General features: G+C 69.7%; 21 protein-coding genes and 1 pseudogene. 10 read left to right on the top strand and 12 right to left on the bottom strand.

The features are described 5' to 3' along the window. Positions 1-182 precede the first annotated feature (182 nt). Genes ACWDSL_RS38490 through ACWDSL_RS38480 form a run of 3 tightly spaced genes read right to left on the bottom strand, consistent with a single transcriptional unit; the run spans position 183 to position 2,246 of the window. The gene (locus tag ACWDSL_RS38490; protein WP_450492602.1) at positions 183-500 is read right to left on the bottom strand and encodes a 5-formyltetrahydrofolate cyclo-ligase; all 318 of its coding nucleotides are present in this window, start codon (positions 498-500) and stop codon (positions 183-185) included. Then, complete coding sequence (locus tag ACWDSL_RS38485) at positions 437-913, bottom strand: hypothetical protein (RefSeq protein WP_450492601.1); 477 nt, start codon at positions 911-913, stop codon at positions 437-439. The genes ACWDSL_RS38490 and ACWDSL_RS38485 overlap by 64 nt, the downstream gene beginning before the upstream one ends. A gap of 16 nt (positions 914-929) precedes the next feature. Continuing rightward, positions 930-2,246: a transcriptional regulator gene (locus ACWDSL_RS38480; protein ID WP_450492600.1), complete on the bottom strand. Its 1,317-nt coding sequence runs from the start codon at positions 2,244-2,246 to the stop codon at positions 930-932. Between the two features lie 487 nt (positions 2,247-2,733). On the opposite strand from ACWDSL_RS38480, the gene ACWDSL_RS38475 reads away from it, so the two are divergent. Further along, positions 2,734-3,108, top strand: a complete 375-nt coding sequence (locus ACWDSL_RS38475; protein ID WP_450492599.1) for a DUF7848 domain-containing protein — start codon at positions 2,734-2,736, stop codon at positions 3,106-3,108. Between the two features lie 375 nt (positions 3,109-3,483). On the opposite strand, the gene ACWDSL_RS38470 is transcribed toward ACWDSL_RS38475, so the two are convergent. Continuing rightward, positions 3,484-4,317 carry a class I SAM-dependent methyltransferase gene (locus ACWDSL_RS38470; RefSeq protein WP_450492598.1) on the bottom strand — a complete coding sequence of 278 codons (834 nt, stop codon included), beginning with the start codon at positions 4,315-4,317 and terminating at the stop codon, positions 3,484-3,486. A 53-nt stretch (positions 4,318-4,370) separates the two neighbouring features. On the opposite strand from ACWDSL_RS38470, the gene ACWDSL_RS38465 reads away from it, so the two are divergent. After that, positions 4,371-4,772, top strand: coding sequence for a MerR family transcriptional regulator (locus ACWDSL_RS38465; protein WP_450492597.1), 402 nt, complete (start codon positions 4,371-4,373; stop codon positions 4,770-4,772). Positions 4,773-5,175: 403 nt separating this feature from the next. On the opposite strand, the gene ACWDSL_RS38460 is transcribed toward ACWDSL_RS38465, so the two are convergent. Then, a complete protein-coding gene (locus ACWDSL_RS38460; protein WP_450492596.1) occupies positions 5,176-5,445 on the bottom strand; it encodes a hypothetical protein in 270 nt (89 codons plus the stop codon). Positions 5,446-5,673: 228 nt separating this feature from the next. Here ACWDSL_RS38460 and ACWDSL_RS38455 point away from each other — a divergent pair, with 228 nt between their 5' ends. Further along, a complete protein-coding gene (locus ACWDSL_RS38455) occupies positions 5,674-9,474 on the top strand; it encodes an nSTAND1 domain-containing NTPase (RefSeq protein ID WP_450492595.1) in 3,801 nt (1,266 codons plus the stop codon). Between the two features lie 20 nt (positions 9,475-9,494). Here the strand turns inward: ACWDSL_RS38455 and ACWDSL_RS38450 are convergent, their stop codons facing one another. After that, positions 9,495-9,959, bottom strand: coding sequence for a MaoC family dehydratase (locus tag ACWDSL_RS38450; RefSeq protein WP_450492594.1), 465 nt, complete (start codon positions 9,957-9,959; stop codon positions 9,495-9,497). A 190-nt stretch (positions 9,960-10,149) separates the two neighbouring features. Then, the gene (locus ACWDSL_RS38445; protein ID WP_450492593.1) at positions 10,150-10,824 is read right to left on the bottom strand and encodes a hypothetical protein; all 675 of its coding nucleotides are present in this window, start codon (positions 10,822-10,824) and stop codon (positions 10,150-10,152) included. A 201-nt stretch (positions 10,825-11,025) separates the two neighbouring features. Between ACWDSL_RS38445 and ACWDSL_RS38440 the strand changes: the two genes are divergently transcribed. The 5 genes from ACWDSL_RS38440 (at position 11,026) to ACWDSL_RS38420 (ending at position 18,627) form a co-directional block, all read left to right on the top strand. Then, on the top strand, positions 11,026-13,842 hold the full coding sequence (locus ACWDSL_RS38440) for a penicillin acylase family protein (RefSeq protein WP_450492592.1): 2,817 nt from the start codon (positions 11,026-11,028) through the stop codon (positions 13,840-13,842). A gap of 272 nt (positions 13,843-14,114) precedes the next feature. Further along, on the top strand, positions 14,115-15,185 hold the full coding sequence (locus ACWDSL_RS38435; protein WP_450492591.1) for a LysR family transcriptional regulator: 1,071 nt from the start codon (positions 14,115-14,117) through the stop codon (positions 15,183-15,185). Between the two features lie 338 nt (positions 15,186-15,523). After that, complete coding sequence (locus ACWDSL_RS38430; RefSeq protein ID WP_450492604.1) at positions 15,524-16,261, top strand: SDR family oxidoreductase; 738 nt, start codon at positions 15,524-15,526, stop codon at positions 16,259-16,261. Positions 16,262-16,332: 71 nt separating this feature from the next. After that, positions 16,333-17,997, top strand: coding sequence for an AMP-binding protein (locus tag ACWDSL_RS38425; protein ID WP_450492590.1), 1,665 nt, complete (start codon positions 16,333-16,335; stop codon positions 17,995-17,997). A gap of 36 nt (positions 17,998-18,033) precedes the next feature. Continuing rightward, on the top strand, positions 18,034-18,627 hold the full coding sequence (locus ACWDSL_RS38420) for a TetR/AcrR family transcriptional regulator (RefSeq protein WP_089513444.1): 594 nt from the start codon (positions 18,034-18,036) through the stop codon (positions 18,625-18,627). A 33-nt stretch (positions 18,628-18,660) separates the two neighbouring features. On the opposite strand, the gene ACWDSL_RS38415 is transcribed toward ACWDSL_RS38420, so the two are convergent. After that, positions 18,661-19,875 (bottom strand): acyl-CoA dehydrogenase family protein, encoded by a 1,215-nt coding sequence (locus ACWDSL_RS38415; protein WP_450492589.1) that lies wholly within the window; start codon positions 19,873-19,875, stop codon positions 18,661-18,663. Positions 19,876-19,882: 7 nt separating this feature from the next. Continuing rightward, positions 19,883-20,905 (bottom strand): phosphotransferase family protein, encoded by a 1,023-nt coding sequence (locus tag ACWDSL_RS38410; protein WP_450492588.1) that lies wholly within the window; start codon positions 20,903-20,905, stop codon positions 19,883-19,885. 204 nt (positions 20,906-21,109) lie between these two features. On the opposite strand from ACWDSL_RS38410, the gene ACWDSL_RS38405 reads away from it, so the two are divergent. Together ACWDSL_RS38405 and ACWDSL_RS38400 are read left to right on the top strand one after the other, a co-directional pair. Further along, positions 21,110-21,358: a hypothetical protein gene (locus ACWDSL_RS38405; RefSeq protein ID WP_450492587.1), complete on the top strand. Its 249-nt coding sequence runs from the start codon at positions 21,110-21,112 to the stop codon at positions 21,356-21,358. Positions 21,359-21,471: 113 nt separating this feature from the next. After that, on the top strand, positions 21,472-22,398 hold the full coding sequence (locus tag ACWDSL_RS38400) for an NADP-dependent oxidoreductase (protein ID WP_450492586.1): 927 nt from the start codon (positions 21,472-21,474) through the stop codon (positions 22,396-22,398). Between the two features lie 57 nt (positions 22,399-22,455). Here the strand turns inward: ACWDSL_RS38400 and ACWDSL_RS38395 are convergent, their stop codons facing one another. From ACWDSL_RS38395 to ACWDSL_RS38385, 3 genes and pseudogenes are all read right to left on the bottom strand, one after another. Continuing rightward, positions 22,456-22,740, bottom strand: a complete 285-nt coding sequence (locus ACWDSL_RS38395) for a DUF202 domain-containing protein (protein WP_450492603.1) — start codon at positions 22,738-22,740, stop codon at positions 22,456-22,458. 139 nt (positions 22,741-22,879) lie between these two features. After that, the gene (locus ACWDSL_RS38390; protein ID WP_450492585.1) at positions 22,880-23,308 is read right to left on the bottom strand and encodes a YidH family protein; all 429 of its coding nucleotides are present in this window, start codon (positions 23,306-23,308) and stop codon (positions 22,880-22,882) included. A 31-nt stretch (positions 23,309-23,339) separates the two neighbouring features. Beyond that, a pseudogene (locus tag ACWDSL_RS38385) lies at positions 23,340-24,140 on the bottom strand (transposase); the annotation flags it as partial.

The raw sequence follows: 24,140 nt of genomic DNA, 5'->3' as shown, positions 1-24,140 counted from the left end.
CACTTCCGTTTAAACTCAACTCCTTTTGCGTGCTGTATCAAATGCATGTTAATTTGGGTTTTTTTTGGCACACGGACACGCCGACGTCACGACGTGTCCGTGTCCCAAACTCACCGCAAACCCAGGCGTCGCCCGCGTAAGTCACTGGCGTTGGTGCTGGATGGCCATGAGGCGGGGAATCATCACTGCCCGCTGGTCCGCTTGCGCGTCGCAAGCGCCGGAATCGCCGCGACGGCGTCCGGAGCGAGATGTTTCCATATGATGCTGTGCTGACGGGGGCACGGCGGGCATTCAATGGTTTCATCTGAGGTGATAATGAGGTCTACGCGAAAATCGTGGTCGGCTTCTGGCAGCATCTCGTCCAATACTTGAAGGGGGTGGACGGTAGTCGTGATGATCGTGTCCGGGCCTATGAGGCCGGATTCTTGGAGTAGGGCTACTTCGATATCGGAGTAGCCAGCGCCTTTGCCGAGTCGCGCACCGTCGAGGTTAACGGCCACGCTCCCGCATACATCAAGTCGACTGGCGGCATCTCATCCAAGTCTACGGGCTGTGCAACTTTTGCTGCAGTGCGGTGCGCGGCGGCCTCGTGCGGCGGTACCGTGAGATTTTCGGGGTCTAGCAGGTAGAACGGCTTTTCGTTGGCGAGTTTCGGGGAGGCCATATAAAGCTGCTTGCCGTCTTGGAGGGCTCGGATGCGTACAGGCAACTGGGCCAAATCGGGCACAGCCTTAATGATGCGCGCGGCCTGCCAGGCGGGATGTTCAGCGAGACGTTGGGCGGCAGCGTCTGCGCCCATGAAGTCTGGGATATGGCCTGCCACGCCCTCGGGCGCCGCATCCTCACGTTCCAGCAGTGCCCATACATGTTCACGGGCGGCTTGTTTAGCCTCTTGGATTTTTGCACTGTTCACCGTTACCTCTTTTGCTTTATGTGGCCGCGATGAGGCTCATAAGCCGGTCGTGGAGGTCATGTACCGCTGGGACGTCTCGCCACGGTTTTAGTGCACGGCCTGCCTGAAATGCGAGGTTGAGCCCGCCGCCGCCCCGGTGACACTCCACAATGGCAATTGCCGAATAGAGTGCGCCAATGGCTTCATCAATCTTGTGTTGATGAATGTAAGCGAGTGCCAGATTTCCCAGTGTGATGGCGTGAGCTTTCGAGCCATCACGCAAAATATTGGCGGTCTCCTCCAGAACCGATTGGGCGCGGGTGGCGTCATTGAGGAACAGGAAGCATGAGCCGGCCAATCGACCAAATTGACTGGAGGAAAACAGTGGTGCAGCGGCGTCACCGGCGACCACTTGGTCAAAATGTTGCTCAGCTTCGGTTAACGCTTTCTCGCAATCTCGCCGCTCTTGCAGCATGGCATGGGCTTCAGCTGCATGCAATACGGCCAGGCCACTCAGTACATGGCTGGCCCCTCTTGTTGCGGCAGCGGTTCTCTGTGCCAACTCTAGGCCGTCGCGAGGGTTCTTCTCCCCGTAGAGAGCAACGAAAGAGGTGCGCAGCATGGCTAGCCCCTCGGCGACCGGATCGTGTAACTGGCGCGCTGCTTCAATGGCTTGGGAGAAGTAGATGCGGGCAGTGGCATGGTCGGTCCTTCCGGAGGCATCCCACACCAATTGGCCCATCAAAATTGAGGCTTCAGCCTGGGCCGCCCATAGATCCCGGCAAACAGTGTACGTAGTCGCATGGTTATGCCAGTGTGCGAGCTGCCCTAAATGCTGCCCAGTCGCGGCGATCAGTGCTGTAGACGGCTCCGTCACGTAGCGTTCGTCAAGGGTTCGCACCTGTTGCCGGAGTCCAGCCACCGCTACTAGGTCGAGACTTCCGGGATTTTCCCGCACATACTGATTCCGTGCTTTATCTTCGGGCTCGCCCATGGCCCCAACGCCACTACGGATCTTGCTGGTTCCGTCAATTGTTTCCAGAGAAGCCTCCCATGGTCGCCTCGGCAGATCGAGCATTGCGCCGGGGATGCCGAAACCATCGGCGATACGTTCGATGACCGCCTGTCCTCGGATTCGCCTCACGCCTCGAATCACGTCACTGACGCGGGCGCTCGTCATCTTGCCGATAGCGGCTGCGATGTCCGCGTGACTCGAACCGGTGCGCCGGTTGACGAGACGGAAGATCTCCTGAAAGTCCCGGACGGCGCAGGCGCGCTGCATGGCCTCGCTCTGGAGCAGCGCATTGGGGATCGTCAGCGGATAGCCGTTGCGTCGGGTCACGCGTTCGCCCATGGCCTACCTAGCAGGGACGGAAGTGGCCTCCCCAGCGTAGCCCCGGGCCCCGGGGCGGGGTTCCCCATTTGGGCCGCAACGGGGTTCCCCAAATGGGGTTGCGGGGTTCCCCGTTCGCTGTTCCCGAAGGCTCGCGCGACCTCGAAGCTCGTAAGGCGGCGCACACCCGCGCCAAGGAAAGGCCCCGGCTGCCGTCCCTATCGGCCCCGGGGCGCGGACCACCTGATCACGTGAGAGAGGCAGGCAGCCGTGAACAAGAGTAGCCACGGTCACCCGAACGTGGGCGCACTGGTGAGAGATACGGCCAACCTTGAATGCGAAGCCTCCGACTGCCCCCGCGCCGCTGACCTTGAGCAGCTTCAATCGGCTTACCTCATGCATCGGGGCGAGTGCCAGACATGCATGCTCCACCGGCCGTGTGAGATGGCGCGACGGCTGGAAGAGGCACGGCGTACGGCAGGGGTGGCATGACCACGAACTGCGCGGAATGCGCCCGCTTGGCGCGCGAGAAGGAGGCGGCGCGCAAGTCCGGAGACCTGAGCAAGGTCACCGACTGTTCCGTGTTGCTGAGGCGACACCCGGACCACGGCAAGAGGGGCGCTTACGCCGGGAAGGGGCGGGCATGACGCGCGCTACCTACCGGTTCCGTGAGTTCACGATCCGGCCCGATCTCCGACCGGAATCAGAACCGATCACGTCCACTGTGCGGTGCGCGACGTGCGATGAGAGCGGACCGACGACGGAGGAGTTCGAAGAGGGCACGGGGTGGGCCGGCAGGCACCTCAAGGCCAACCCGGATCAGGTGGACTACCGGGAACACATCACGCGCCCATACCGGTTCGAGCCGGGAGCGTGGCAGTGAGGGGAAGGCCGATGGAGCGGCAGGGCGCGAAGGGCGGCGGGCCGCGTCACGTCCTCGTCGGTAACGTGCCGCCGGACTGGATTCCGGGCACGGCTGGGGGCGACGTGATGACCGTGCACAAGGTGCACGGCGGCCGCTCGGTCTGCGGTGCCACTGGAGAGGTGGACGAGTGGCGGCGGGCGATCACCTGCCCCGCCTGCCTCACCACCGAGTATCCCGACCCCGCCCCGCCCCGGAACCACTGCGAAACCAGACCGGCCGGGGCGAGTGTCCCCCGACCTGGTCGAGCCCCCTGGTAACACCGGCCCTCTGAAGCGGCCTCCGTCGTCCCTGATTGGTTCCCCCGAGTCGGACGACGGGGGCTTTCCCAGGGCCCTATCCGGCGCGGCGCGCGGTGGCGAGCCACAGCGCGGCTCCCAGCCGGACGCCGTCCGGGGACGCGTACGGTTCCAGCGCCTCGGCGAGTACCTGCCGGGCGCGCTCGCGGGCCGGGCGGTCGGCCGAGGCCAGCGCCGTGCGCAGGGCGCCGGTGCCGGTCATGAACTCCACCGCGTCCCCGGGTGTGTTCCCCATCAGCAGCCGCACCTCCACCGCATCGACCGTCACCCGCGTGAAACCCGCCCCGGCCAGCAGCGCACGCACACGGGCGGGGTCGCTCAGCGAGAACGCCTGCCCCTCGCCGGAGGGTTCCGTGCCGCGCAGCGCCAGGGCCGGGACCCGCGCGAACTCGCTGTGCCGGGGGTGCTGCCAGCTGAGGAAGGCCAGCCGGGCACCGGGGCGCAGAGCGGCGGCCAGATTGCCGAACGCCGCGGGCGGATCGGCGAAGACATGCATACCGAGCCGGCTGACCAGGGCGTCGTGGGAGGCGGGCGGGAAGGCGTACGTCTGCGCGTCGGCCCGCAGGAACCTCGCGTTCCGTACGCCCTCGTCGTCGGCCAGCAGCGTGGCGCGCTCCAGCATCGGACCGGACAGGTCCACCCCCAGCGCCTCGCCCCCGGCGGCCCGCGCGGCCGCCGCCCGCGTGGTGGCCCCGCAGCCGCAGCCGACATCGAGCACCCGGTCCCCGGGCGCGAGGGCGGCGGCGTCGAGCAGCGGTGCCGTCAGCGGCTCCAGCATCGCGTCGTACCGGGGCTGCGACAGTGCCCAGTGGCGTCCCTCGTCGCCGTTCCAGGTCTCGTACTGCTCGTGATTGGCGATTTCCGTCGTCATACGATCAGCCTTGGGCTTGAACCTGGGATCAAGTCAACCGGAAGGGACGGGCGATGGCGCAGTGGACGATCGGGCAGCTGGCGGCGGCGACCGGCGTGCCCACCTCGAAGATCCGTTACTGGGAGCGCAAGGGCCTGCTGCCCGCCCCGGAACGCAGCGGCGGACAGCGGCGCTACGCCCTGCAGGCAGCCTCGCGGATCGCCCGGCTGAGGCTGTGCCAGGAGGTCGGGTTCACGCTCGAAGAGATCGCGACTATGGACGAGCACCGCGCCTCAAGCCCTGACCTGTGGCGCGACCTGGTCCGCGCCAAGCTGGCCGACATCGAACGGCAGCGCGCCGAACTCGACCGCAGAAGCGCCCGGCTGGCCGGCGTGCTGAGCTGCGCCCACGCCGACCTGCCGGAGTGCCCGCACTTCCAGGAGCATGTGCGGGACTATCTCGCCGCGCGGCGGTGATTCCGCGCGGCGCGGGAGCGTCCCGTTCCACGGGCTCAGGAGTACACGTAAAGTGCCCACCAGCCGCTGGGCAGCGACCTGCATACCCATTCTTCGTAGCCGAGGCTTTCCGCGGTCTCGTAGCAGTCGAGACGGGTCCTGCACTGGTAGACAGGCCCACCCGGCCTGCTCCACAAAGGCTCGCAGGAGCCTGTTGCGGTTTCTATGGGGGCAGGTGCCGCCTGCGCGGTGGTGGTGGCACCGCCGGCCAGCACAGCGGCTCCCACCGCCACACTGGTGAGCCAGACTCGTGTACGCATCGAGTGTTCCTTTCAGGTGGTGGGGCCGTAGCCCCGGCAGCGGGGTGAGGCTGCCGGGGCTACGGTGATCAGTCCGTTCAGGTGGCTTTCAGGCCGTCATGTGCTCACGAGTCGATGTTCACCCAGAGCTGCCACTTGCCGCTGCTGGACTGCTTGCAGTCCCACTCGGAGTAGGCGGAGTTCTGCCCGTCGCGGTAGCACGCGGTGTGGGTGCTGTAGGTGCCGACGTAGATCCACGTGTCGAGGATCGTTGCGGCGGCTGTCGTGTTGCCCGGGTCGAGGGACGCGGGTGCCGCCTGCGCGGTGGCGACGACACCGCCGGTCAGCAGGGCGGCTCCCATCGCGGCACTGGCGAACATGAGTCGAGTACGCATGTCTCCCCTTGAGGTTGAAGTGTTGCTGGGCCTTGCGTCACCGATTCCACCCGCCCGCCGCTTTGTTTGGCAGTGCCGTTCTGGCGGCCAAACAATGGCTTGACGTGACCTCGTCGTGTGCCACAGGGCGCGCCTAACGTGACCGTCGGCCTGGTCCGGGGGACTGCTTGGGGGCGGGGGAGTATGGCGGGGCGTCGTGAAGTACCGGTGGATCCGGGTGCGGGGCCGGTGCAGCGCTTCGCGTTCGAGCTGCGGAAGCTTCGGGCGGAGGCGGGCGGCCTCACTTATAGGGCCATGGCGCAGCGGACGGGGTATTCGATCACGACCTTGTCGCAGGCGGCGGCCGGCGAGCGCTTGCCGACGCTGCCGGTGGTGCTGGCCTATGTGAAAGCGTGCGGGGGTGACGGCGCGGAGTGGGAGGCCCGGTGGCGTGAGGTGGTGGAGGAAGAGGCCGCCCGGACCGTCGAAGACGGCGGCGCCGATGGTACGGATACGCCGTACCGGGGGCTGGCCCGGTTCGAGACGGGCGACAGCGACGGGTTCTTCGGCCGTGAGCGAATGACCGGTGACCTGCTGGACCTTGTGCGCCGGGAGCGGTTCGCGGCGGTGTTCGGCCCGTCCGGCAGCGGTAAGTCCTCCCTGTTGCGCGCCGGGCTGATCCCCGCCCTCCGCCAGGGCCAGGTGACGGGTCCGCGGTTGGCGGCGATCCGGGTCCTGTCTCCCGGCGAGCGCCCTTTCGGCGCCCATGCCCGTCTTCTCACACCGGCTGATGCCGACGGCGCTGCGGACACCCTCGTGATCGTCGACCAGTTCGAGGAGATCTTCACCCTCTGCCAGGATCCTGAGGAACGCGTCCGCTTCATTGCTCTGCTTCTCGCGGCCCGCCGGGCTGACAGCCGATTACGCGTGCTGATCGCGGTTCGTGCCGACTTCTACGGCCGATGCGCCGAGCAGCGAGACCTTGCCGATGCGCTGTGCGACACCACCATGCTGGTCGGGCCCATGACACCGGTCGAATTACGGGAAGCGGTGGTGAAGCCGGCTTCGGCCCGCGGGCTGATCGTGGAGCAGGCGCTGACCGCCAGACTGGTTGACGAGGTCGCCGGTGCGCCCGGCGGCCTGCCGCTGCTGTCGCATGTGCTGTTGGAGACCTGGCTCCGTCGCCGTGGCGGCAGACTGACGCTGGAGGCCTACCAGGCCGCAGGCGGTCTGGACGGCGCGATCGCCAAGACCGCCGAGGATGTCTACACTCGGCTCACTCCCCAGCAGGCGGACGTGGCCCGGGGCATCCTGCTCTGCTTGATCAGCCCCGGCGACGGAACCCCGGACACCCGCCGACCCGTCCGCCGCGCCGAACTCGACACCACCCGACACCCCGAACAGACCGCCGTGGTCGTGGAGCGCCTGACACGCGTCCGGCTGCTCACCCTTGACGGCGACAACGTCGACCTCGCCCACGAAGCGCTGATCAACGGCTGGCCCCGGCTGCGCGGATGGATCGAACAGGACCGAGAACGTCTGCGCGTCCACCGCAAGCTGACCGAAGCGGCCACGACCTGGGCCGAACTGGGCGAGGACGGTAGCGCGCTGTACCGGGGCACCCGCCTGACCACGGCGGAGGAACGACTCGCGCCCGACGACCTGACCGCGGTAGAACGGTCCTTCCTCACCGCCGGCATCGCCCACCGCGAGCGCGAACAGCACACGGCGGCCCGCACGGCAAGGCGCCTGCGCCGACTGCGCACGGCTCTGTCCATCGCCGCCGTACTCGCCCTACTCGTCGGCGTGATCGCATGGCAGCAGAACCGGTCCCAGGAGCGCGAACGCATTCAGGCCCAAGCCCGCCGGATCGCGGCGCTGGCCGACAGCCTGCGCGCGACGGACCCCGTCACCGCCATGCGGCTGAGCGCCGCCTCCTGGAACCTGGCCGACCTCCCCGAAACCCGCTCCGCGCTGATGGCCGCCGTGGCACAGCCGGAACAGGATGCCTTCACCGATCCCGACGGGGATCCCGCCGCAGTGCGCTATCTCAGCCCCGACGGCCGCACGCTGGTAAGCGTCGGCGCCAAGCACGTGGTGAAGTGGGATGTCCGCACACATCGGCGCACCGCTTCGTTTCCGGGGCTGGGCGACAACCTCGCTCGTGCCGGGGTGATGAGCGCTGATGCCAGACGGCTCACCCTGCGGCTGTTGGACGGCAAGGTGCGCATCTGGGATGTGCGCTCAGGCCGTGTCCTGCGCGAACGGATGCCGGCGGACGACGGGGCCGAGATCAGCCCGAGCGGGCGCGTCCTCGTGCTGTACAAGGCCAGGCGGCAGCAGGAAGCGGTCCAACTGCGGGACAGCAGCACCCAGCGCGTGCTGCTGGAGCGTCGTATGACTCGCCAACTGTCCGCGTCCGGCGACTGGCAGTCGTACGAGGTATCCGAGTGGACTCAGCAACGGCTGGACCGGAAACGCCTGGTCAGGCGGTATCCGCTGCCCGACGCGCAGGTGAGCCCGGATGACCGCCTGGTTGCTCTGTGCCTGCCTGGTGCCCGCTTGGAGATCTGGGATGTCGCCGAGCGGCAGAGACTGCGGACACGGTGGGCCCCCAAGGCGACGGCGGGCAACTGCATCCAAGAAGACTTCCGGTTCACCCCGGACAGCAGGCGCCTGGTCTTGCGCGGCGCTGCGGGAGTCCGTAGGTGGGATGTCGCTTCCGGGCGGGAACTTCCGCAGATCCGGCACAAGGGGCTGAGGGAGCTCGCGTTCAGCGCGGACGGCAGGTTCATGGCCGCGACAGACGCTGACGAGGTCCTGCTGTGGCGGACTGACGCACCCGGAACCCCCGTCTTTCGGTACGCCCTCTCCGACAAGCTGGTCACCGACCTTCGGCTGGATGTGAAAGAGCGCCGGATACGCTACTTCGCGGGCCGGTCCCAGACCGTGGTGCGCACCCTGGCTCTGGAGGGAACCCTGGACTCCCGTTGGCAGAACCGGTCAGCGGTAGCGGCGTCCTTCAGCCCGGATGGCCGCACCCTCGCCATCGCGGACACCGATACCGGCCGCGCCCGCATTCAGCTGCACGACGGACGAGACGGCGAGCGCCTGGCCGTTCTGCCGTCGGCTGCCTGCCCGCCTCTCCTGGAGAGGGCGAAGTACTTTGTGCCCTGTCCCGTGCATCTCGCCTTCCGACCCGATGGAGGCCTCCTCGCCTACGGCGTCAGCAACCCGGCGCTATCCCTACTGCAAGAGAAGTTCTCCTTATGGGACGTGTCGGCCCGGCGTATCAGCGGCTCGCTGTCGGTGACACGCACCGACCCTGAGGTCCCCGGCGCCCCGGAGAATCCTGTCAATGGGATCCTCTTTCACCCGGATGGAAGATCGCTGGTGATCTCCCGCGAGCCAAGGGACGAGACGCTTGAGATCTGGGATCTGCACCGCGAATCCAAGACCCGTGAGATTTCCGGCGTCGGCGGCGAGGACCTGGCAGCGGAGCCTGGAGGACGCACCGTGGCTACCAACCACGGCCAGTTCCTCGACCTGCGGTCGGGCCGTGTGACACGCCGGGCGCTCACACCAGGGGCGACGACGAAACTGGCGTACAGCCCAGACGGAAGATACCTGGCTACAGGCGATGAATCCGGCCAGGTCACCATCTGGCACAGCACCGCCCGGCAAGCCCTGGGAGCCCTTCCCGCAGCCCCGGCCCGCGACGTCGAATCCAGGAAGGTGACAGCCCTGACCTTCTCTCCCGACGGGCGCACCCTTGCCGCCGCGGGCAAGGACGGCACGCTGCGGCTGTGGGACACCGACTCCAACCGGCCGCTTGGATCCTCACTTCCCACGGCAGGCGGCGCGGTGCTGTCCCTGGCCTTCAGCCCGGACGGCGGCGTCCTGTACGCGGCAGGCGAGCACGTACCGCTACGGACATACGCGGTCGCCCCGCGACAGGTCGCCACCGCCGTGTGTCGGCGCGCCGGGGCGCTGTCGCGGGCCGACTGGAAGGCGCATATCCCCGCAGTGCCGTACCACCGGGCCTGCTGATACGTCCCCGTGGGCAGGAGTCAGAGGTAGTAGCGGGCCACGGACTCCGCCACGCACACCGGCTTCTGCCCGCCCTCGCGCTCCACGGTCACCACCAGCGTGACCTGCAGACCGCCGTCGGCCACCTCGGTCACCGCCGCCAGCCGCCCCGTGGCGCGCAGCCGCGAGTCGACCGGGACGGGGGAGGGGAAGCGGACCTTGTTCACGCCGTAGTTGATCCCCATGCGCACGCCTTCGACCGACAGCAACTGCGGGGTGAACGAGGGCAGCAGGGAGAGTGTCAGATAGCCGTGGGCGATCGTGGTGCCGAAGGGGCCCGCGGCCGCCTTCTCCGGGTCCACATGGATCCATTGGTGGTCGCCGGTCGCCTCGGCGAACAGGTCGATCCGCTTCTGGTCGATCTCCAGCCAGTCGCTGGGGCCGAGGTCTTCCCCGACCGCCGAACGCAGCTCTTCGGGTGAGGTGAAGATCCTTGGCTCCGCCATGTCACGGCCTCCCTGGCATTCGACCACTGTCCGACCACTAAGCGACTGCTCAGCATGGACGGGCGGGCGCCCCCTGTCAACGAGCCACAGCCATGGCGCCCGACGCGAACGAGCCACGGCCAGGGCGCCGGACGCGGCGGCGCGCCCGCCGTTTCCGACGGGCGCGCCCCGGGCCTCAGTCATGACGCCTTCAAACGGTGGCGTACCGCCTATGGGGCCGGGCGGACGCGGTGGCCGAGGTGGACGCGGCGGAGTGGCCGGACTTCGGGGCGCGGCCGGACCTGGTGTGGCGGGCGGCGGCCAGCGCCTCGGGGGTGAGTACCGGTGCGGGGACGACGATGCCGCAGGTGCCGCACATCGGCCCCTCCCAGGGGTAGCGGCCCAGGTTGTCGTGCCAGGTCAGCCGGTCCTGTGTGCAGACCGGGCAGGCCGAGACCGGCCCGGACTCCATCGCGAGGATCAGCCGGCGCAGCACCTCCGCCAGCCGGTCGTCGGGGTGGGCCGATGGGGTTTCGCAGGGCATGATGTGGTTTCCGCCCCAGGTGTGCAGATGCCAGTCGTCCACGGGGCTCGGCTGGCGGATGCCGTGGTGCTTCTCCTGCCGGCGCCGGGCCGCGAAGTCCGCCTCGTACGCGAGCCACAGGGCCCGCGCCTCCTCCAACTCCTCCAGCGCGGTGATCAGTAGTGCCGGTTCGGGGTGACGGTCCTCCAGGGCGATCCCCGCCCGGGAGCACAGATGGTGCCACGTCGCTCGATGCCCGTACGGCGCGAACCGTTCGAGGCATTTGCGCAGCGAGGTACGGCGCGCAGTGATGTGCCTGCGTGGGTTGCGGACGTCTCGTGCGAGTGCTCTGAAACCGGCCATCTCTTTCCACCTCCGCGGGTGCGGACCCGACTCGTTGTGGAATGGACGTAACGGAGTGCGATCCGGATCCCTTCGATTCGGGAAATCCGCAAAGAAGCCGAAGGAAGTTGAGCTTTCCGCAAAAGGTGACGGCTGCTCATCTTCCGAGCCGGTCATACCGCCGGTAACCTCCCGTCCCAACGGCACCCGGGAGGAGCGTACATGCGACGACGAACCGGCAAGCTCACCTGTACCGCGATCGCCACTACGGCCGTACTGGCCCTCGGCGCCGCGCTCGCGGGGCCGCTCCCGCAGCGGGCGCAGGCGGCGCCGGCCGCCGCGGCCGTCACCGACTACTGCCAGGACCAGTGCTCGGACATCCTGCCGCCCGGCCAGAACGGCAACGCCACGCTCGCCGAGATCCTCGCCAACCGCGCGTTCGGCACCCACCCCGAGCACAGCACCGACCAGCTCGGCCCCTACAACAACCTGGTCGCCGGGTATCCGACGCTCACCGATGACAAGCTGACCGACTTCTTCAACGACTCGTCGTTCGGGGTGCCCGCCGACCAGGTCGCCTCGGTGACCAAGCCGCGCGACGATGTGACGATCACCCGCGACAAGAAGACCGGGGTGCCCCATATCCAGGGCACCACCCGCGAGGGCACCGAGTTCGGCGCCGGATACGCCGCCGGCCAGGACCGGCTGTGGCTGATGGACCTCTTCCGGCATGTCGGCCGCGGCGAGCTGACCTCCTTCGCCGGCGGCGCCGAGGCCAACCAGGGCCTGGAGCAGAGCTTCTTCGGCCAGGCGCCGTACAAGGAGGAGGACTACCAGGCCCAGATCGACTACATCCTCGCCACCCAGGGCGAGCGCGGCAAACAGGCGCTGGCCGACGCCCAGTCGTACGTGGACGGCATCAACGCCTACCGCAAACAGGCCAAGGACGGCCGCTACTTCCCTGGCGAGTACGTCCTCACCGGCAAAATCGACGCGATCACCAACGTGGGCGAGATCGAGCCGTTCAAGCTCACCGATCTGATCGCCCTCGCCTCCGTCGTCGGCGCCCTGTTCGGCAACGGCGGCGGGGGAGAGGTGGAGTCGGCGCTGTCGCTGCTCGCCGCCCAGCAGAAGTACGGCATCGCCGAGGGCACCAAGGTGTGGGAGTCCTTCCGGGAGCGCGACGACCCCGAGGCCGCGCTGACCGTGCACGACGGCACCAGCTTCCCGTACGCGGGCAAACCGGCGAACGCCAAGGGCACCGCCCTGCCCGACCCCGGCTCGGTCACCCCGGAACAACTGGTCTTCGACAAGACCGGCAGCGCCAAGACCGGCGCGAGGCAGCAGGTCAAGGCCCCGAAGAAACTGGAGGCACTGCGCGGCATCTACGACGACGGCGTGCTGCCCCGTGATCTGTTCAGCCGTAAGCACGGCATGTCCAACGCGCTCCTGGTCTCCGGCAAATACACCGCGAGCGGCCATCCCGTCGCCGTCTTCGGCCCGCAGACCGGCTACTTCGCCCCGCAGCTGCTGATGCTCCAGGAGCTCCAGGGCCCGGGCATCAGCGCCCGCGGCGCCTCCTTCGCGGGCGTGGGGATGTACATCCAGCTGGGCCGCGGCCAGGACTACGCCTGGAGCGCCACCACCTCCGCCCAGGACGTCACCGACACCTTCGCCGTCGAGCTGTGCACACCGGACGGCTCCACCCCGACGAAGGACTCGACGTACTACCGCTACCACGGCTCCTGCCTGCCGATGGAGAAGATCGAGCGCCGTAACGCCTGGAAGCCGACCCTCGCCGACTCCACCGCCGAAGGCTCGTACCGGATGCAGGTCTACCGCACCAAGTACGGTCTTGTGACCCATCGCGCGACGGTCGACGGCAAACCCGTCGCCTACACCCTGCTGCGCGCCAGCTACCGCCACGAGGCCGATTCGATCGTCGGCTTCCAGATGCTCAACGACCCCGGCTATGTGAAGGACGCCAAGTCCTTCCAGAGCGCCGCGCAGCACATCAACTACACCTTCAACTGGTTCTACGCCGACTCCCGGCAGACCGCCTACTACAACAGCGGGCTGAACATGGTCCGGGCGGCGGACGTGGACCCCTCGCTTCCGATCAAGGGTGAGGCGGCGTACGAGTGGCGGGACTTCGACCCGACGGTCAACACCGCCGCCTACGCCCCGCCCGCCCAGCACCCCCAGTCCATCGACCAGGACTACTACGTGAGCTGGAACAACCGGCAGGCCAAGGGCTACACCGCGGCTGGCTTCGGCAACGGCTCGGTGCACCGCGGCAACCTCCTCGACGACCGGGTGCGGGCGCTGGTGAAGAAGGGCGGGGTGACCCGCGCCGCGCTCACCCGCGCCATGGCCGAGGCGGCCGTCGCCGATCTGCGCGGCGAGGACGTGCTGCCGGAGCTGCTGAAGGTCCTGCGCAGCGCGCCGGTCACCGATCCGCAGGCGGCCAAGGCCGTACAGCAGTTGGAGTCCTGGCAGACGGCGGGCGCCCAGCGCCGTGAGACATCCGCCGGCTCGCACACCTATGGACACACCGACGCCGTACGGATTATGGACGCATGGTGGCCGCTTCTGGTGGAGGCAGAGTTCAAACCTCAGCTGGGCACCGATCTGTACGATGCGCTGCGCGCCAATCTGACCGTCGACGAGGCGCCCTCGGCCGGCCACGGCCCCACCGGCTCGCACGCCGGATCCTCCTTCCAGTACGGCTGGTGGTCCTACGTCGACAAGGACCTGCGCGCGGTCCTCGGCGAGGACGTCCAGGGTCCGCTCGCCAAGAAGTACTGCGGCGCCGGCGATCTGTCCGCATGCCGTGACGCCCTCCTGACCAGCCTCAAACAGGCCGCGGCCAAGCCCGCCACGGAGGTCTACCCCGGCGACGCCAACTGCTCGGCGGGCGACCAGTGGTGCGCCGACTCGATCATCCAGCGCCCGCTGGGCGGGGTCACCCACGACAAGGTGCACTGGCAGAACCGGCCGACGTACCAGCAGGTCGTGGAGTTCCCCACGCACCGCTGACGGCCTCGCGCCCCAACCTCGCGCCGCGGCGGGTCGGCGCAACGGCCCGCCGCGGCGCCGGTGCGTCGGCCGTGCCCGAACCGCCCCGTCCTTGCCCGCTGCCGTCGTCGGCGGCAGCTGCGGGAATTGCCAAATCCCCCGGCGGAATGCGTCGGCCGAATTCCCGAATACAAACCTCAAGAAAATTGCCGCTGTTCTCTCGATCAGTTTGCCGAAGTCCATTGGACTATGCTGCGAAGCCGGAATTCGTAAGCTCGAAGCGGAAGGCCGGCATGCCCTTAAACCCCCGGTGGCAGTACCCCACGGCACTGCTCGACACCACGATGGACCAGCTCCGCACGCTGCTCGCGGTCCACGAGGCGGGTACCGCACTGGGCGCGGCCCGGCTGCTGGGGCGGGAACAGTCCAGCGTTCAGAAACAACTCGACACCATGAACCGGAACTTCGGCGCGCTGTGCGGTGAACCGCTCGTACTCAAGCGCGGCCGGAGCCGTAACGTGCTCTTCACCCCCACCGGGGAAGCCCTGGCCAAACTCGCGCGCGGCACGCTGCAGGACTGGCTGGACTCGGTGCACGGCTGCCGCCGCCGGCTCGGCAGCCGGCTGAACGTGGGCTCCACCCGCTACACCCTCGGCTTTCTGCTCAACGCCGTGGAACTGGTCACCGAAGACTTCGAGAGCCGTGACGTGGAGCTCAAGGTCGAGCATGTGCGCACCCGCGATCTGCTGGACCGGCTCGGCTCCAAGGAACTCGACCTGGTCTGCGGCTCCGTGCTGACCACCGGGGACGGGGACAGCCGGCTGGACGGCTTCGAGGTGATGGAGTGGCGGCGCAGCGGGCTCTCCCTGGTGACCAACCTCGCCGAGGACGAGCTGCCGGGCCCCGGGCTCTCGGTCCGCGAACTCCCCGGGCTGCCGCTCGCGGTCTCCGCCGACGGCCTGATACCCGGCTTTCTGCGCGGCTGGTTCGGCGCCCGCTATCGCCAGGAGCTGCATATCGCGGCCGAGATCGACACCGTGCAGTACGGCCTGGAACTGCTCTCCTCGGGCGTGCTGCGAGGCTGTGTGCTGGTGACCCAGGGGATCGGCGAAGCCGTCGCCGACGGGCGGCTGCAGAGCGGCGCGGGACTGCGGACGCTTCAGCTGGCGGATGACCTCGGGCCGGATCTGGCCGTGCTGGTCGGGGTGTTCGTACGCGGCGGGGAGCGCACCGCGTGGGACGCAGCCCATCCGCTCAACGTCCTGTGGGACGCCCTGGCGGGCGAGAACGCCCGCTGGCGGAGCGTGATGAAGAAGCCGGGCGGGGACGGGGAGGGCCCGGGCGGCGGGGAGAGCGGCAACTAGACCCTGCCCGCCCGGGCGCCCTGTCTGCCCAGCCGTGCGTCTGCCCGTCTGCCCGCGTGCCCGTCTGCCCGCGTGCCCGTCTGCTCGCGTGCCCGCCTGCCCTGGCCGCGCGGTACCGCGGCGCTTCCCTTCCGTACCCCCCCCCCGCGCTTCCCTTCCGTACCCCGTCGTGCCCCTTCCGTTTACACATACCGACTGGTTAGTCTGCCGGGCAGCTGAGCGACGCGGCTGAGTGACGCAGTCGACCCCCGGCCGAAGGAGCATGCGTGGATACCGTGCGTGGAGACGCCGTACGCGGAGACGCCGCACGTGGGAACGCCGTACGTGGCGCGCGAACCGTGGTCACCGGGGCAGGAGGCGGTATCGGTGCCGCCCTGGCCCGCCGGTTCGCCGCCGAGGGCGCGCGTGTCGTGGTCAACGACCTCGACGCCGACAAGGCGAAGGCCGTCGCCGACGAGATCGGCGCGGTAGCCGTGCCGGGCGACGCCTCCCGCGTGGTGCCCGAGGCGCGGGCGGCGCTCGGCGGGGGCATCGACATCTACTGCGCCAACGCCGGCGTCGCCCCCGTCGGCGGCCCCGAGGCCGACGAACTGCTGTGGGCGGACGCCTGGGACGTCAACGTCATGGCGCATGTCCGGGCGGCCCGTGAGCTGCTGCCCGAGTGGCTGGAGCGAGGCAGCGGCCGCTTTGTCTCCACCGTCTCCGCCGCCGGTCTGCTGACCATGGTCGGCTCGGCCCCGTACAGCGTCTCCAAGCACGCCGCGCTCGCCTTCGCCGAATGGCTGTCCACGACCTACCGCCACCGCGGCGTCAGCGTTCACGCGATCTGTCCGCAGGGCGTCCGCACCGATATGCTGCGCGCCACCGGGGCCACCGGCGACCTCATCCTCGTGCCCACGGCGATCGAGCCCGAGCAGGTCGCCGACGCCCTCTTCGACGGGATCGCGCAGGACCGCTTCCTGATCCTTCCGCACCCCGAGGTCGCCGAGTACTACGCGGCCCGCGCCACCGACACCGACCGCTGGCTCACCCACATGAACCACCTTCAGCGCAAGGTCGAAGAGGCCGCCGGCTGATCCGACCGTACGGACGCCCCCGCACCCCATCCCCCGAGCAGACATTCCCCCGAGCAGACAGGGCCGCCCTCATGACCTCGTACCAGGACCAGCCATGGCTCGCTCAGCTCAACGAGGTGCAGCGCCAACCGATCCGGCCCCGGCCCAGCGTGCTGCACGCCTTCCGGGACGCCGTGCGGACCAGGCCCGACCGGGCCGCGCTCGCCTACTTCGACGGGCGGGTGACCTACCGGGAGGCCGACGAGCTCTCCGACGGCATCGCCGGCCATCTCGCCGCGCGCGGCTTCAGGCCCGGCGACCGGCTCGCGATCATGCTGCAGAACACCCCGCACTTCGTGCTCGCCCTGCTCGGCGCGTGGAAGGCGGGCGGCACGGTGGTGCCGGTCAACCCCATGTACAAGGGGGGCGAGCTCGGCCATATCCTGGCCGACGCCGAGGTGAGCGCCCTGGTGTGCTCGGGCCACGCCTGGGAGGAGTACGCGCGCGAAGCGGCCGCCGCCGTCCCCTCCGTACGCATCGCGCTCACCGCCGACGCGTACGACTTCCAGACCCGCGACGACGTCCGCGTCCTCACCCATCGGCGCATCCCCGCGCCCGAGGACACCGACGATCTGCTGGCGGCCGCCCGCGGCGGCGCGGCGCGGCCGGATGTGCCGGAGCCCGGCCTCGACGACATCGCGCTGATCAGCTACACCTCGGGGACCAGCGGCACCCCCAAGGGCGCCCTGAACACCCACGGCAACATCTCCTACAACGCCGACCGGCAGCATATCGGCCACGAGATGCCCGACGGCTCCACGATCTTCGTGCTCGCGCCGCTGTTCCACATCACCGGCATGGTCTGCGAGCTGGCCGCCTCCATCGCGGACGCCGGAACCCTCGCCATGGCCTACCGCTTCGAGCCGGGCGTCGTACTCGACGCCTTCGCCGAGTACCGCCCCGGCTACACCGTCGGCCCCTCCACGGCCTTCATGGCGCTGATGGCCCACCCGAAGGTGACCCGCGACCACTTCGCGTCCTTCCTGCTCGCCTCCTCGGGCGGGGCCCCGCTGCCGCCCGCGCTGGTCGAGCGGTTCGAGGCCGGCTTCGGGCTCTATCTCAAGAACGGCTACGGCCTGACCGAGTGCACCGCCCCCTGCGCCAGCGTCCCGCCCGGCACCCGGGCCCCCGTCGACCCGGTCTCGGGCACCCTGGCGGTCGGCCTGCCCGGCCCGGACTCGGTGGTGCGCATCATCGACGACGAGGGCCGGGACGTGCCGTTCGGCGAGCCTGGCGAGATCGCGGTGCGCGGCCCCATGGTGGTGCCCGGCTACTGGCGGGCACCGGAGGCGAGCGCGGCAGCCCTGCCCGACGGGGAGCTGCGCACCGGGGACATCGGTTTCATGGACCCGGACGGCTGGCTGTACGTCGTCGATCGCAAGAAGGACATGATCAACGCCTCGGGCTTCAAGGTGTGGCCGCGCGAGGTCGAGGACGTGCTGTACACCCACCCCGCCGTGCGCGAGGCGGCCGTCGTCGGCGTCCCCGACCCGTACCGCGGGGAGACGGTCAAGGCGTACATCAGCCTGCGGCCGGGCGCCGAAGTGGCGCCGGAGGAGCTGACCTCGTACTGCGCACAGCGGCTCGCGGCGTACAAGTATCCGCGCCGGATAGAGATCCTGCCCGAGCTGCCCAAGACGGCCAGTGGCAAGATCCTCAGACGGGAGCTGCGGAAGGCGCGGAGCCCCCGGGAGTAGCGAACCCGGCACCGACGAGAGGCAGGTGGCGACCAGATGGCCAGAATGAGGGACGGCGACGGGAAACCGGTGCCACAGCGCTTGCTGGCCGCGGCCACCCGCCTCTTCGCCGAGCGCGGCTACGACCGGACCTCCGTCCAGGAGATCGTCGAGGCGGCCGGGGTCACCAAGGGTGCCCTCTACCACTACTTCGGCTCCAAAGACGATCTGCTGCACGAGATCTACGGGCGGGTGCTGCGGCTGCAGCAGGAGCGCCTGGACGCCTTCGCGGACGCGGACGCGCCCGTCGAGCAGCGGCTGCGCGACGCGGCGGCCGACGTCGTCGTCACCACCATCGACAACCTCGACGACGCGACGATCTTCTTCCGGTCCATGCACCATCTCAGCCCGGAGAAGCACAAGCAGGTACGGGCGGAGCGGCGGCGCTACCACGAGCGGTTCCGCGCCCTGGTGGAGGAGGGCCAGCGGGCCGGGGTGTTCAGCTCGGACACCCCGGCCGACCTGGTGGTGGACTACCACTTCGGCTCGGTCCACCACCTGGGCACCTGGTACCGCCCCGACGGACCGCTCAACCCCCAGCAGGTCGCCGACCACCTCGCCGACCTGCTGCTGCGCGCCCTGCGGCCCTGACGCAGGGATTGACGCAGGGATTGACGCAGGGTTTCAGAGGTACTTCTTCAGCTCCCGCCGCGCCAGCGACCGCTGATGCACCTCGTCCGGTCCGTCCGCGAGCCGCAGCGTCCGCGCCGCGGCCCACAGCTCGGCCAGCGGGAAGTCCTGGCTGACCCCGCCCGCGCCGTGCAGCTGCACCGCCTGGTCCAGGATGTCGACGACCGTACGCGGGGTGGCGATCTTGATGGCCTGGATCTCGGTGTGCGCCGCCCGGTTGCCGACGGTGTCCATCAGCCAGGCCGTCTTGAGCACCAGCAGCCGCAGCTGCTCGACGGCCACCCGCGCGTCCGCGATCCACGCGTGGACCTGGCCCTGCCGGGCGAGCGGTTTGCCGAAGGCCGTACGGGACACCGCCCGGCGGCACATCAGCTCGATCGCGCGCTCGGCCATCCCGATCAGCCGCATGCAGTGGTGGATACGGCCGGGGCCGAGCCGGGCCTGGGCGATGGCGAAGCCGCCGCCCTCCTCCCCGATCAGATTGGCGGCCGGGACGCGCACACCGTGGAAGACCACCTCGGCGTGGCCGCCGTGGTAGTGGTCCTCGTAGCCGTAGACCCGCATGGCCCGGCGCACCTCGACACCCTCGGTCTCCCGCGGCACCAGCACCATCGACTGCTGACGGCGGACGTCGGAGCCGTCCGGATCGGTCTTGCCCATGACGATGAATATCTTGCAGTCCGGGTTCATCGCCCCGGAGATGTACCACTTGCGGCCGGTGATGACGTAGTCGTCGCCGTCCCGCTCGATCCGGGTCTCGATGTTGGTCGCGTCGGACGAGGCAACCTCGGGCTCGGTCATCGCGAACGCCGACCGGATCTCGCCCGCGAGCAGCGGCTCCAGCCACTGCTTGCGCTGCTGCTCGCTGCCGAACTGGGCCAGCACCTCCATGTTCCCGGTGTCCGGGGCGGCGCAGTTCAGTGCCGTGGGGGCCAGCTGGGGGCTGTGGCCGGTGATCTCGGCGAGCGGGGCGTACTGGAGATTGGTCAGCCCCGCGCCCAGCTCGGCGTCGGGCAGAAACAGGTTCCACAGGCCCTGCTTACGCGCCTCCGCCTTGAGCTCCTGGACGACCGGCGGGGTCAGCCAGGGGGAGTCCAGCCGGGCGCGCTGCTCCTCGGCGACCGCCTCGGCCGGGTGGACGTGCCCCGCCATGAAGGCGAGCAGCTTGGCCCGCAGCTCCTCGGTGCGGGCGTCGAATGCGAAGTCCATGGCTGTCTCAGCCCTTCCGTAGCGTGGTGAGGCCGCTCTCGACGAACACCGGGACGACTTCGCCGATGCGGTCGAAGCCGGCGCCGACGGTCTGGCCGAGGGTGAACCGGTAGTGGATGCCTTCGAGGATCACGGCGAGCTTGAAGTAGGCGAACGCCGTGTACCAGGCGACCCCGCCGACATCGCGGCCCGAACCGGCCGCGTACCGCTCGATCAGCTCGCTCGGCGCGGGGTGGCCGGGGGCGCCGCTGGTCGTGGTGATCGGCGAGCCAGCCGTATCCTCCTGCTCGCTGTACATCACCAGCAGGCCCAGGTCGGTCAGCGGATCGCCGAGCGTGGACATCTCCCAGTCGAGAATCGCCTTGATCCGGTCATCGGCGCCCACGAGCACGTTGTCCAGCCGGTAGTCGCCGTGTACGACGGTGGGTTCGGGGGAGAGGGGCAGGGCCTTGCCGAGCGCTTCGTGCAGCTCGTCGATCCCGGGCAGCTCACGGTTGCGGGAGGCGGCCAGCTGCTTGCCCCAGCGGCGCAGCTGCCGCTCCAGGAACCCGTCCGGGCGCCCGAAGTCGGCGAGGCCGACGGCTGCCGGGTCGACGGCGTGCAGCTCGACCAGGGTGTCCACCAGGCCGAGCACGACACGGCAGGTGCGCTCCGGGCCGAGGGGGGTGAGCTGTTCGGCCGTGCGGTACGGCGTGCCCTCGACGAACTCCATGACGTAGAAGGGCGATCCGACGACCGACTCGTCCTCGCACAGCAGCACCGGCTCCGGCACGGGCACGCTGGTCGGGTGCAGCGCGCCGATCACCCGGTGCTCGCGCCGCATGTCGTGGGCGGTGGCCAGCACATGGCCCAGCGGCGGTCGGCGCACGACCCAGCGGGCCGTGCCGTCGTCAACCGTATAGGTGAGATTCGACCGCCCGCCCTCGATCAGCTCGGCACGCAGCGGCCCACGCACCAGCCCCGGCCGCTCACGGTCCAGATGGGCGCGGAGCCGTACGAGGTCGAGTCCTGGCGGATTGCCTGAGTTCATCGGGTCTCTGCCTCCGTTGGGGGTGCTGCGGGCGGTCGCGGGGCGGGTTGACGGACGGTCCCGCATCATGATGCCGACCAGTCGGTATGGAGTCCAGTGCTGGGCCGTTCGAGGTACGCGGCCGTGTCGTTGTCCCCGCCGCATTACGCCGTTCGGCAGGCTGCGGGCGAACGCCGTCGGCGTGCACTTCAGAAAGGCAGTCTGATGAAGAGAATGATTCGAGCCGTGGTGCTGGGCGCTTCCATTGCCGCCGCCATGGCCATCGGCGGGGGCCCCGCGGCCCAGGCGCAGCAGCCGATGTCGTACGGAGCCCCTGGTGGCGACGGCCATGCGGTAGAGGTGCAGAAGAGCGACTGCGACAGCAACGGCGGCGGCCCGACCGAGATCCCCATCGGCCGCAGCTTGGTCGCGAAGTCCGGCAGCTCGGCCTGCCGCAATTTCAGCGTGGGCTAGCCGCCCGGTTTGCGCCGGGTCGGCGGGCGCGGGAGCGTCGAAGACAGGAGCGCGGGCTCCGGCCGCGCTCGCCGTCCGGCCCGCACACCGCGCAGGCACGCAAGGAGCGCCCCATGAAGGCCATCACCTACCGCCGCTACGGTGGCCCCGAGGTTCTGGAGTACGGGGAGGTCCGCGAGCCCAAGGTCGGCCCCGACTCCGTCCTGGTCAAGGTCAGGGCCGCGGCCGTCAACCCGGTCGACTGGAAGGCCCGGGCGGGCTATCTGGACTCCGTACTGGAGGCGGTCTTCCCGGTCATCCCGGGCTGGGACGTCGCGGGCGTCGTCGAGCGGACCGGCCCGGCGGTGACCGAGTTCGCGGCCGGCGACGAGGTGATCGGATACGTCCGCGAGGACTTCCTGTCCCGGGGCACCTTCGCCGAATACGTCGGGGCCCCTGTGCGCACGCTCGCCCGCAAGCCGCGGAACCTCACGTTCACGCAGGCCGCGGGTATTCCGCTGGCGGGTCTCACGGCGTACCAGGCGCTGGTCAAGGCGTTGAAGGTGGCCGAGAGCGACACCGTTTTGGTGCACGCCGCCGCGGGCGGCGTCGGTTCCATGGCCGTCCAGCTGGCCAGGCACCTCGGCGCCCGCGTCATCGGCACCGCCAGCGAGCGCAACCACGCATACCTGCGCCAGCTGGGCGCCGAGCCGATCATCTACGGGGACGGGCTCCGCGACCGGGTACGGACGCTGGCACCCGGAGGGGTGCACGCCGTCTTTGACACGGTCGGCGGCGAAGCGCTCACCGAATCCGTCCCGCTGCTGGCCCCGGGCGGGCGGCTGGTCTCCATCTCCGACCAGGCGGTCCTCGCCCTCGGCGGCCGCTATGTCTTCGTCCGGCCCGACCCGAACGACCTCCAGGACCTCACCGACATCGCCGAGCGCGGCGCCCTCGGCGTGGAGGTCTCGTCCGTCTTCCCCCTGGAGAAGACCGCCGACGCGCACCGGCTCAACGAGGAGGGCCACACCCGCGGCAAGATCGTCGTCACGGTCGGCTAGCGAAGAGTTTCGGTGGATCAGCGCGTCGGTGGATAGGCGCGTCACTGGGTCAGCGCGTCACCGGGTCAGTGCGGCGCCGAAGGCCGCGAGCGCCAGAGTGCAGCCTGCCGCCGCCGCGGCCGCCCGCGGGGACAGTGCGGGCGGACGCGGCGCGGACACCGCCCGGATGCGGCGGCCCGCCACACCCAGGAAACCGAGCCAGGCCAGCGCGGCCAGCGCCGCGCAGAGCACGGACACCGGCCCGGTCCCGTTGTGCAGGGCCTGCCGGGCGGCCAGCGACGCGGCGACGGCGCAGGCCAGCGTCGTACGCCGCCAAGCCAGCCGGGTCCGCTCCGGCTGCAGCCCGGGATCCCGCTTCCAGGGAGCACCCTCGGACCCCGGATCGGGCGAGCCGGGATCCGGAGACTGGGGATCGGGTGACTGGGGATCGTGTCGCTCGGGGCCCTGCGGCCCCGTGGGCGAGTCGGGCCCGGCCATCGGCTCAGCCGCCCCAGCGGACCGCGACGAGGCCCACCATCACCAGGGCGATCACCCCGACGGCCAGCCCCAGCACGGCCGGGAAGCGGGAGACCGGCAGGTCCTCGCCGCGCCGCATCGCCCGCTCACAGCGGACCCAGTGATTGAGCGCCCGCACCGCGCACACCGCGCCCCCCGCCAGCAGCGTGAGCGCCGCCGCGAGCCGCAGCGTCCCGTTCGTGTCCGGCAGGAACTGATCGACCGCGAAGCCCCCGCCCACCAGCGCCATCGCGGTGCGCAGCCAGGCCAGGAAGGTGCGTTCGTTGGCGAGGGAGAAGCGGTAGTCGGGGGTCTCCCCCTCGGCGCGCAGCCGCTCGGGCGCGAACCACAGCCGCACATCCGCGACGGCGGAGGCAAACCTGCCCCGGGTCGGCGTGCGGTTGGCGTCGATCATGGGACAAGCCTACTAAGGCTTGTCCCGCAATTCACCAGAGGGTGAGTTGCGGGTCGCAGCCGGGGCGGTGTCCGGGCTTTCCGGCGTGGTCACGCACGGGGCGTGTCTCATCCGGGGTCGCTCGGGGCCGCCTGCCGGTGGTTCGGTGAGCAGAGGTCTCCCGCTGTCGGGGGACTGCCACGCGTCCCGACCGGCGAACCGGTTTCGGGCTCGGTGTGGTTGACTCACTCAGGGCCTCTTCCAGCCCTTGTCCGTACATGACCTGTGCGTGCCGGGACATGGAGGTGTCCAGGTACGCGGTCTTGGGGTCGCCCACGTCGGTGAGGCGGACGAACGCGGCCAGGGCGGCGATCAGCATGCCGGGGGTGGTCTGGGAGAGGTGGTTGCCCCACAGCCGGTACCAGGTGCGGATGTCGCAGTCCTCCACCGTGAGGTTCACCCCGTGGGCGGCGATGATCTCCCGGGCCACGGCGCGGGCTCGGTGGCGGCGGTGTTCGGCGGCGCTGGCGGCGGCTTCGGCCTGGCGGGCGCGTAGATTCCGGTAGCCCTCGGACAGCCGGTCACGGCGGAACCCCTGCTTCGGCACCCCATCGGCACGTGCGGCGCGGGCACCGCCCGGCACGGTGACCGTCTTCTCCCGCAGGCCCTTGGAGGCGCGGCGCTCGGCGCGGCGGGTCTGCTTCTTCGACAGCCCGTACTGGGTGGTGTTCGTGGCCCGGCGGGAGCGTTCCAGTGCTCGCGCCCGGCCGCGCCGCTTCTTCGCCTGCTTGGCCAGCAGGGCGCGCTCGGCGTCGGTGAGTGTGATCTCGGTGGACGCGGGGGCGCCCTCGGC

This window comes from Streptomyces sp. NPDC000941, assembly GCF_053599555.1.
This window is presented reverse-complemented; position numbering and strand designations above follow the sequence as displayed.

What these genes read in the sequence shown, in the direction of transcription:
- ACWDSL_RS38480 (WP_450492600.1), bottom strand. Translation starts at nt 2,246, where the DNA reads ATGGGCGAACGCGTGACCCGACGCAACGGCTATCCGCTGACGATCCCC.
- ACWDSL_RS38475 (WP_450492599.1), top strand. Translation starts at nt 2,734, where the DNA reads ATGCGCCCGCTTGGCGCGCGAGAAGGAGGCGGCGCGCAAGTCCGGAGA.
- ACWDSL_RS38470 (WP_450492598.1), bottom strand. Translation starts at nt 4,317, where the DNA reads ATGACGACGGAAATCGCCAATCACGAGCAGTACGAGACCTGGAACGGC.
- ACWDSL_RS38465 (WP_450492597.1), top strand. Translation starts at nt 4,371, where the DNA reads ATGGCGCAGTGGACGATCGGGCAGCTGGCGGCGGCGACCGGCGTGCCC.
- ACWDSL_RS38460 (WP_450492596.1), bottom strand. Translation starts at nt 5,445, where the DNA reads ATGCGTACTCGACTCATGTTCGCCAGTGCCGCGATGGGAGCCGCCCTG.
- ACWDSL_RS38450 (WP_450492594.1), bottom strand. Translation starts at nt 9,959, where the DNA reads ATGGCGGAGCCAAGGATCTTCACCTCACCCGAAGAGCTGCGTTCGGCG.
- ACWDSL_RS38445 (WP_450492593.1), bottom strand. Translation starts at nt 10,824, where the DNA reads ATGGCCGGTTTCAGAGCACTCGCACGAGACGTCCGCAACCCACGCAGG.
- ACWDSL_RS38440 (WP_450492592.1), top strand. Translation starts at nt 11,026, where the DNA reads ATGCGACGACGAACCGGCAAGCTCACCTGTACCGCGATCGCCACTACG.
- ACWDSL_RS38435 (WP_450492591.1), top strand. Translation starts at nt 14,115, where the DNA reads ATGCCCTTAAACCCCCGGTGGCAGTACCCCACGGCACTGCTCGACACC.
- ACWDSL_RS38425 (WP_450492590.1), top strand. Translation starts at nt 16,333, where the DNA reads ATGACCTCGTACCAGGACCAGCCATGGCTCGCTCAGCTCAACGAGGTG.
- ACWDSL_RS38420 (WP_089513444.1), top strand. Translation starts at nt 18,034, where the DNA reads ATGGCCAGAATGAGGGACGGCGACGGGAAACCGGTGCCACAGCGCTTG.
- ACWDSL_RS38415 (WP_450492589.1), bottom strand. Translation starts at nt 19,875, where the DNA reads ATGGACTTCGCATTCGACGCCCGCACCGAGGAGCTGCGGGCCAAGCTG.
- ACWDSL_RS38410 (WP_450492588.1), bottom strand. Translation starts at nt 20,905, where the DNA reads ATGAACTCAGGCAATCCGCCAGGACTCGACCTCGTACGGCTCCGCGCC.
- ACWDSL_RS38405 (WP_450492587.1), top strand. Translation starts at nt 21,110, where the DNA reads ATGAAGAGAATGATTCGAGCCGTGGTGCTGGGCGCTTCCATTGCCGCC.
- ACWDSL_RS38400 (WP_450492586.1), top strand. Translation starts at nt 21,472, where the DNA reads ATGAAGGCCATCACCTACCGCCGCTACGGTGGCCCCGAGGTTCTGGAG.
- ACWDSL_RS38390 (WP_450492585.1), bottom strand. Translation starts at nt 23,308, where the DNA reads ATGATCGACGCCAACCGCACGCCGACCCGGGGCAGGTTTGCCTCCGCC.